Source organism: Caulobacter sp. CCG-8 (genome assembly GCF_037402475.1).
Classification (GTDB): domain Bacteria; phylum Pseudomonadota; class Alphaproteobacteria; order Caulobacterales; family Caulobacteraceae; genus Caulobacter.
The window spans coordinates 23107-29577 of sequence record NZ_JBBEUD010000036.1; the positions used below are offsets into that span (position 1 = coordinate 23107).

Annotated in this window: 5 protein-coding genes; all 5 read right to left on the reverse strand. The window is 70.2% G+C overall.

The genetic code is table 11. The features are described 5' to 3' along the window. Positions 1–25: 25 nt before the first annotated feature. The 5 genes from WAE60_RS23345 to WAE60_RS23365 all read right to left on the reverse strand — a co-directional run bounded on the left by WAE60_RS23345 (position 26) and on the right by WAE60_RS23365 (position 5952). Entirely contained in the window at positions 26–2968 is a 2943-nt protein-coding gene (locus WAE60_RS23345) for an insulinase family protein (protein WP_337689111.1), read from the reverse strand. Positions 2969–3095: 127 nt separating this feature from the next. Then, positions 3096–3551: a hypothetical protein gene (locus tag WAE60_RS23350; protein WP_156035551.1), complete on the reverse strand. Its 456-nt coding sequence runs from the start codon at positions 3549–3551 to the stop codon at positions 3096–3098. Next, positions 3523–4641: a hypothetical protein gene (locus tag WAE60_RS23355; protein ID WP_337689112.1), complete on the reverse strand. Its 1119-nt coding sequence runs from the start codon at positions 4639–4641 to the stop codon at positions 3523–3525. Before WAE60_RS23355 ends, WAE60_RS23350 begins: the two co-directional genes overlap by 29 nt. A 28-nt stretch (positions 4642–4669) precedes the next feature. After that, entirely contained in the window at positions 4670–5458 is a 789-nt protein-coding gene (locus WAE60_RS23360) for a CsgG/HfaB family protein (RefSeq protein ID WP_337689113.1), read from the reverse strand. Between the two features lie 2 nt (positions 5459–5460). Further along, entirely contained in the window at positions 5461–5952 is a 492-nt protein-coding gene (locus WAE60_RS23365; RefSeq protein WP_029907373.1) for a curli assembly protein CsgF, read from the reverse strand. Between the last annotated feature and the right edge of the window lie 519 nt (positions 5953–6471).

Consider the following 6471-nt stretch of genomic DNA (forward strand, 5'->3'; position numbering starts at 1 on the left):
ATGCCGGGATGAGCGGAACCATGGGTTACTTCCCCTCCGGCTTGACGATCATCGTCCACGACTTGTCGTCGCCCAGGAAGGTCTGGGCCGCCTTCTGGACGTCGGCGATGCTGACGCGCTGCAGGCCGGCCAGCACCGAGCGGGTGGCGGTCAGCAGGCGCGGGTCGGTCTGGGCGCCCGACAGGGCCCCCAGCCAGTACTCGTTGGTCTCGCGGGCCTTCTCGATCTGGTCGATGCGCGGCTTCTTGGCCCGTTCCAGCTCGTCGGCGTCGATCGGCTTGTCGCGCAGGTCGGCGGCGATCTGGCGGATGCTGGCGATGACGCCGTCGATCTTGTCGGGCGGGGTCTCGACGCTGACCGCCAGATAGCCCCAGCCGGTGAAGGCCACGCTGGCCGTCGCCGAGGCCGAGGGCGAATAGGTCGCCCCCTGCTTCTCGCGCAGCTCGTCGGTCAGCCGCAGCTGCATCACCTGGGCCAGGACCTGGACGTTGCGGGCTCGCTGCAGGTCGCTGAACAGGTCGTCGGTCTTCCAGGCCATGAACAACTGGCCCTGGTCGGCCCGGCCCTTGTGGGTGCGGACGATCGGGGTCTTCGACGGGGCAGGGAAGGGCGCCTTCTCGGCTCCGGCCGGGGCCGGGGTGTCGGGGCGGGCCGGCAGGGCGCCGAAGGTCTGGGCCACGGCCGCCACGGCCTTGTCGACCGTGATGTCGCCGACGATCACCACCTCGATGGAATCGGCGGCCAGCGGGCCGGACACCGCCGACTTCAGCGGGTCCAGCGTCGCGCCGGCGATCTGCTGGCGGCTGGGGAAGGTCCAGCGGCCGTCGCCGCCGTGCAGCAGCCCGCCCAGGTCGCGGCCCATCACGCCGCTGGGGGTGGACTCAAGTTGATCGTGGATCGAGCCGTAATAGGTCTTGATGCGGTTGAAGGCCTCGGGGCGCCAGCCGCCCTCGGTGGCGTAGGCGGCCAGCACCTGCAGTTCGGTGTCCAGGTCCTCCGGACGGGTGCGGCCCGACAGGCTGAAGGCGTCGTCCTCGACCCCCAGGCCGGCGTTGTAGACCTTGCCGTTCAGCACCCGCTCCATGTCCTGGGTGCTGATCTGCTTGAGGCCGCCCTCGATGAAGGCCGAGCCGGCCCACATCGGGGACTGGGCGCCCGACGGCAGGTCCAGCAGGCCGTGGCCGATCCGGGCTTTCACCAGGATCTGGTCGTCGCGGAACTTGGTCGGCTTGACCGTCAGGCGCACGCCGTTGGCGAAGCGCACGAAGACGGTGTCCAGGTCGGTGACGTCCTTCTGCTCGGCGACCGCGCCCTTGGCGCCGAACGTCGCATAGGGCCAGTTGATGACGCCCGGCGCGGCCGGGGCCGTGACCGGGGTCTTGGCCGAGGCGGCGTAGGCGTCCAGCACCGTCTTCTCCGCGCCGTCGATGGCGGTCGGGGTCGGGACGGTGATCAGCGGGCCCGAGCCGGCGAACTGGGCCTTCACCAGGGCCGAGACCTTCTCGGCGGTCAGGCCCTTGGTGGCCTCGTCGAAGACGGCCAGGTTCTGGGACGGGCTGGTGACGATCTCGCGATCGCCCAGCGTGCCGACGATGGCGCCGGCCAGGGCCGTGGTGCGCTGGGTGGCCTCGCCCGCGGCGGCGGCCACGAAGGCGGCGCGCATCGAGGCGATCTCGCGGTCCAGCTCGTCCTGGCGCACGCCGTATTGGACGATGCGGCGCTGCTCCTGCTCCAGGGCGGTCAGCGCCTCGGACCAGTGGCCCGGCTGGACGGTGGCGCCGAGGGTGGTGATGTCGGCGGCGTGCTCCTGGTCGTTCTGCACGGCCACGGCGACGATGAACGGCGGATTGTCCGAGCGCGTCAGCACCGTCAGCCGTCGGTTCAGCACCGCGAAGCCCAGGGCCTTGGCCAGTTCTTCCTTGTCCTTGGCGCGGGTCTCCAGCTCCAGGTCGGGCGGCAGGACCCAGGCCATCTGGACCGAGGTCTGGGCGCCGGGCTCGACCAGCACCTTGGCGGTCAGGCCGCGCTTGGCCACGGGGCCGAGGTCGGGCCTCACGCCCGGCTGGCCCTGGCCCTTCCAGTCGCCGAAGCGGGCCTTGATCTTGGCCTCCATGGCGTCGACGTCGAAGTCGCCCACCGCCACCACCACGGCGTTCTCGGGCCGGTACCAGGCCTGGTAGAAGTCGCGGATGGTCTGGGCCGGGGCGGCCTTGAGGATGTCGGTCTTGCCGATCGGCAGGCGCTGCGGCGGCCGCTGGCCCTGCAGCTGGAAGCCGAAGGTGTTGACGAACACGCGGTAGCCGGGGCTGTCGCGGGTGCGCTCCTCCGACAGCACCACGCCGCGCTCGCGATCCACCGCGTCCGGCGCGATGGTCAGCTCGCCGGCCGCCTCGCGCAGCAGCATCATGGCGGTGTCGACCGTGTCGTCGTCGGTTTTGGGTAGGTCCAGCTGGTAGGTGGTCTCGCTGAAATTGGTCGAGGCGTTGGTGTCGGCGCCGAACGACAGGCCGTGGCGCTCGAGGATCTTGATCATCTCGCCTTCGGGCACGTTCTTGGAGCCGTTGAAGGCCATGTGCTCGAGGAAGTGGGCCAGGCCCTGCTGTTCGTCGGTCTCGTTCAGCGAGCCGGCGTCGAACCACAGGCGCAGGGCGGCCTGGCTGGGCGGGGTGGCGTTCTTCTGGATGGCGTAGCGCATGCCGTTGGGCAGCACGCCGAAGCGCACGCGCGGATCGGGCGCGACGTCCGAGACGGCCTGCGGCCACTGGCCCGGCTTCACCTGGTCGATGGTCGGGACGTCAGAGGCCTTGGGCGGAAGCTCGTGCGACGCCTTGGGCGTCGACGTCGCGGCCGGGGCGGCCGGCGCGGCGGCCTCGTCCTTTCCGCCGGGCATCACGTGGGACAGGGTCGCGCAGGCTGAGAGGCTGAGCCCGGCGGAGAGGACGAGCGCCAGGCGCGAAACGCGGATCATGTGCGACCTTGAGGATAGACCATCGGAGGGGGCGCACCTTGGCCGGAGCACGTGGCGCAAGCAAGGCGTCGGTTGGGCGAAACGGCCACGCTCCGGCGTCGATCGGGGCGCGTGTCGCCGGCAGGTCTCAAGGCGCCTGGTCCAGCATCCGGCCCGTCAGTCCGAACATCTCCTCCGACGTCTCGGGCGCGTCGAGCAGCAGGTTCGAGCCGGCGTAGACGAAGGTCCGGTTGTCGTTGGCCGACACCGCCTTGACGCTGGAGTCGCTGGTGATCCGCACGGGGGAGCGGGCGCAGGCCCGAAGCGAGGGGATCACGGTGTCGCCCACGGTCTCCAGCCGCAGCGACCAGGCGTCGCCGGTGAAGGCCGCCAGGGGATCGTCCGAGCGGCCGGTGTCGCGGAACAGCGAGCCGGCGGGCACGACCAGGGGGCGGATCGGCGGCGTGGCGGTGTCGAACACCCGGCAGATCAGCAGGGTCGCGGCGCGACTGGCGGCGGGCGTCGTCAGGACGACACCCGCCGCCAGCCCCAGCAGCAGGGCGAGGGCTGCGACCCTACTGGCTGATCGCGAATGTGTAGCCATCGCCCCCCGCGGTGACGATCAGGTTGGCCGAGGCGCCGGGATTGGCCTGGGTGACCAGGATGCCGCCGGTCAGGCTGTCCACCGTGTCGGAGCCCATGGTGAAGGCCCCGCCGTTGACGGTCAGGCCCAGGGAGGCGCCGCTGCCGGTCTGGACCACCCGCACGACGCCCGCCGCGCCCGCCGCGCCGACGGCGTTGCTGAGCGTGGTGTTGACGGTCGATCCCGCGCCGCTGGCCACGACGCTGTAGTCGACGCGCGAGGTCACGCCGTTGACCGTCAGGTTCGAGATCTGGGTCCCCGAGCCGCCGGTGAAGTCGGTGCTGATCGTGTTGCCGTCGGCGCCGCCGCTGGGCAGGTTGACGCTGAACGTCTTGGCTCCGGCCCCGTCGGAAGTGTTGGTCACCACGTTGTCGTCCGAGGCGATGGTGATCGTGCCGGTGATCGTGGTCGCGCCGGTGATGGTGTTGGTGACGGTGTTGCCGACGCCCAGGGCGCCGCCGTTGATCGTCTCCGTCACATTGACCGCGCCGGTGGCGGCCAGGGTGTTGGCGACGGTGTTGTCGGCGCCGTTCAGCGTCAGGGCGTAGGTCAGGCTGGAGCCGTCCAGCACGTCGGTGATCGTGTTGGTGGCGTTGGTCGGATCGGAGTTGATGACGGCCACCGTGACGCTGGGGTTCACCGGCGCCGTGGTCCCGCCGATCGTCAGGCTGTGATGGTTGTTGCCGCCGGTCACGCCCGAGCCGTAGGTCAGGCTGAGCGAGGCGGTGGTCGAGGCGCTGGAGGTGACCGCCCCGGCCAGGGTGTTGCTCTGGCCGATCTGGGTGATGGCGATGCTGTTCCACGCGCCGCGCACGGGGAAGGCCGCCCCGTTGGTGGCGCCGTTGGCGCTGATCACGTGGGTGGGGCCCACATTGTCCTGCCGGATCCGCAGGGACCGCACCGTGCCGCCGCCGCTGATGTCGATGTTGAGGGTGTTGGCGGCGAGGGCGACGTCGGCGGCCGCCCCCATGGCCGCACAAGCGGCCGAGGCCATCAGCAGCAGCCTGACGGTTCGTCCTAGGCGGCCCCTGGCCCGTTGTGACTGAGACATTTCCTCTCTCCCTTATGTCGGGACCCGCTCAGGACCACCATCCGTCGCGAAGCCCCTGGTTGATCAGTGCGAACAGCGCGCTGCGCACGGCCGCGCCCAGCGCCAGGCCCACGGGCTCGTTGCCCGCGCCGCCGATTTCGAATTCCACCGTCGAGGTGTCGTAGATCTTGGAGATGTGCCCGCCGATCGACAGCGAGGTGACCGACTTGCTGACCGTGGCCTGGCCCAGCACCTCGCCGGTCTGGACGGCCACGGCGCGCAGGCTGAAGGTCACCAGGTCGGTGACGTACTCCCCGCTGCCGCCCGTGCCGTTGACCGCCAGGCCGCCGGCCGCCTGGCGCGTGGCGCGGTCGTAGGCGACGACCTGGCCGATCAGCAGGATCTCGGCCACCCTCAGGGTGATCAGGCGGCGGGCCGGGGGCGGCGGAAGCGCCTCCAGGCCGGCGGCGGGCGCGGTGGTTTCCGGCGGGGTGTTGAGCGCCAGGGTGGCCAGTTGCCGCTCGCGCAGCAGCTCGTCGACATGCTGGCGTTCGACCAGGAAGACATAGCCCCTGGGCACCGAGCGCACGGCGTCGATCAGATAGGGCGTGCAGTCCATGGGCACCGCCGTGCTCAGTTCCTGCGGCAGCTTGGTCGGCCGCCGCTGGCCCGAGGTGTCGATGCAGCTGTAGACCCCCACCGTCAGGGCGCGGGGCGGGGCGGGCGGCAGGGTGAAGTCCGGCTGGGTCTGCACTTTGGGCGGATGGACCGGCGCGGTCACGCAGCCGGCCAGGACGGTCGCCGCGATCAGTCCGGCCAGCGCTCTGCCCCCCCTCATGGTCAAACCCCGCCGGAGGGGATGACTAGGGTGGTCGTGCCGGTCGGCGAGGTGATGGTCACGCTCAGTTGCCCGTCCGAATTGATGTAGGTGATGGTCACCGATCCGGACTGGATGGTGCCGGCCTGGCCGTCGCCGGCGTTGGCGATCCTCTGGGCGATGGTCTGGGCGACGATGCCGTTCAGCTGCGAGATGATGGCGTTGACGAAGGCGGCGTTCGGATCGCTGGGCGTCCCGGCGCGCGCCGCCGCGGCTTCGGCGGCCGCCTGGGCGGCCTTCAGCGACTTCTCGTACTGGGCCATCTGGAAGCCCACGGGGTTGAAGCCGCCGAAGTTGGGCGACATCGGCGCGTAGCGCAGGTCGGTGGCCAGGCCTTGCGTCGCCGTCAGCGACAGGCCCAGCGCCGCGCCGAAGGCGACCCAGGGGGTGCGGTGCGAGCCCCGGCGACGATCAGGCGCGAGGGTTCGTTCGCCGGGTCCGGCGAGATTTCGCATCCGCCCGCCGGGGGATGCGCAAATGAAACTGTGCATAGCGAAGCCATCCTGGATGGCGATCGGCTCGACGGCGGCCCGTCAAGCGGCGCCACAATGCCAGAACCCTTGCTCCCGGGGTTTAGGGGAGTCAATCAGGTCATCTACCTAGTTTTTGGAGTGCTTGGGGAATGTGGTGGCTGTATTTCAATGTCGGGTGAAATGAGGATGCGGACACTATCCGAATATTGAAATCCCTTTTGTCGATGGGGTTTGAGGTGGGGCGCCTCGCGGCCTCTCCCAAAGGGAGAGGGAGGGGCCCGCGCCGCGGGCGTGGGAGGGTGAGGGGTTTCACCCTGTCGGGTTTGGTTGCCGCCGCACTGCCGGCGCGCCGTCGGACGTCGTAACCCCTCACCCTGCCCTCTCCCTCTGGGAGAGGGTTCAAGCGGGCGACTTGCGCTCGGCGGATAGCGAACGAACCTCAGCGTTTTCAACGCCCTGAACTTTCTCGACCAAACTTATGCTCCCCCTCCCAGGTGCCCG

What these genes read in the sequence shown, in the direction of transcription:
- WAE60_RS23360 (WP_337689113.1), bottom strand. Translation starts at nt 5,458, where the DNA reads ATGAGGGGGGGCAGAGCGCTGGCCGGACTGATCGCGGCGACCGTCCTG.
- WAE60_RS23365 (WP_029907373.1), bottom strand. Translation starts at nt 5,952, where the DNA reads ATGCGAAATCTCGCCGGACCCGGCGAACGAACCCTCGCGCCTGATCGT.
- WAE60_RS23350 (WP_156035551.1), bottom strand. Translation starts at nt 3,551, where the DNA reads ATGGCTACACATTCGCGATCAGCCAGTAGGGTCGCAGCCCTCGCCCTG.
- WAE60_RS23345 (WP_337689111.1), bottom strand. Translation starts at nt 2,968, where the DNA reads ATGATCCGCGTTTCGCGCCTGGCGCTCGTCCTCTCCGCCGGGCTCAGC.
- WAE60_RS23355 (WP_337689112.1), bottom strand. Translation starts at nt 4,641, where the DNA reads ATGTCTCAGTCACAACGGGCCAGGGGCCGCCTAGGACGAACCGTCAGG.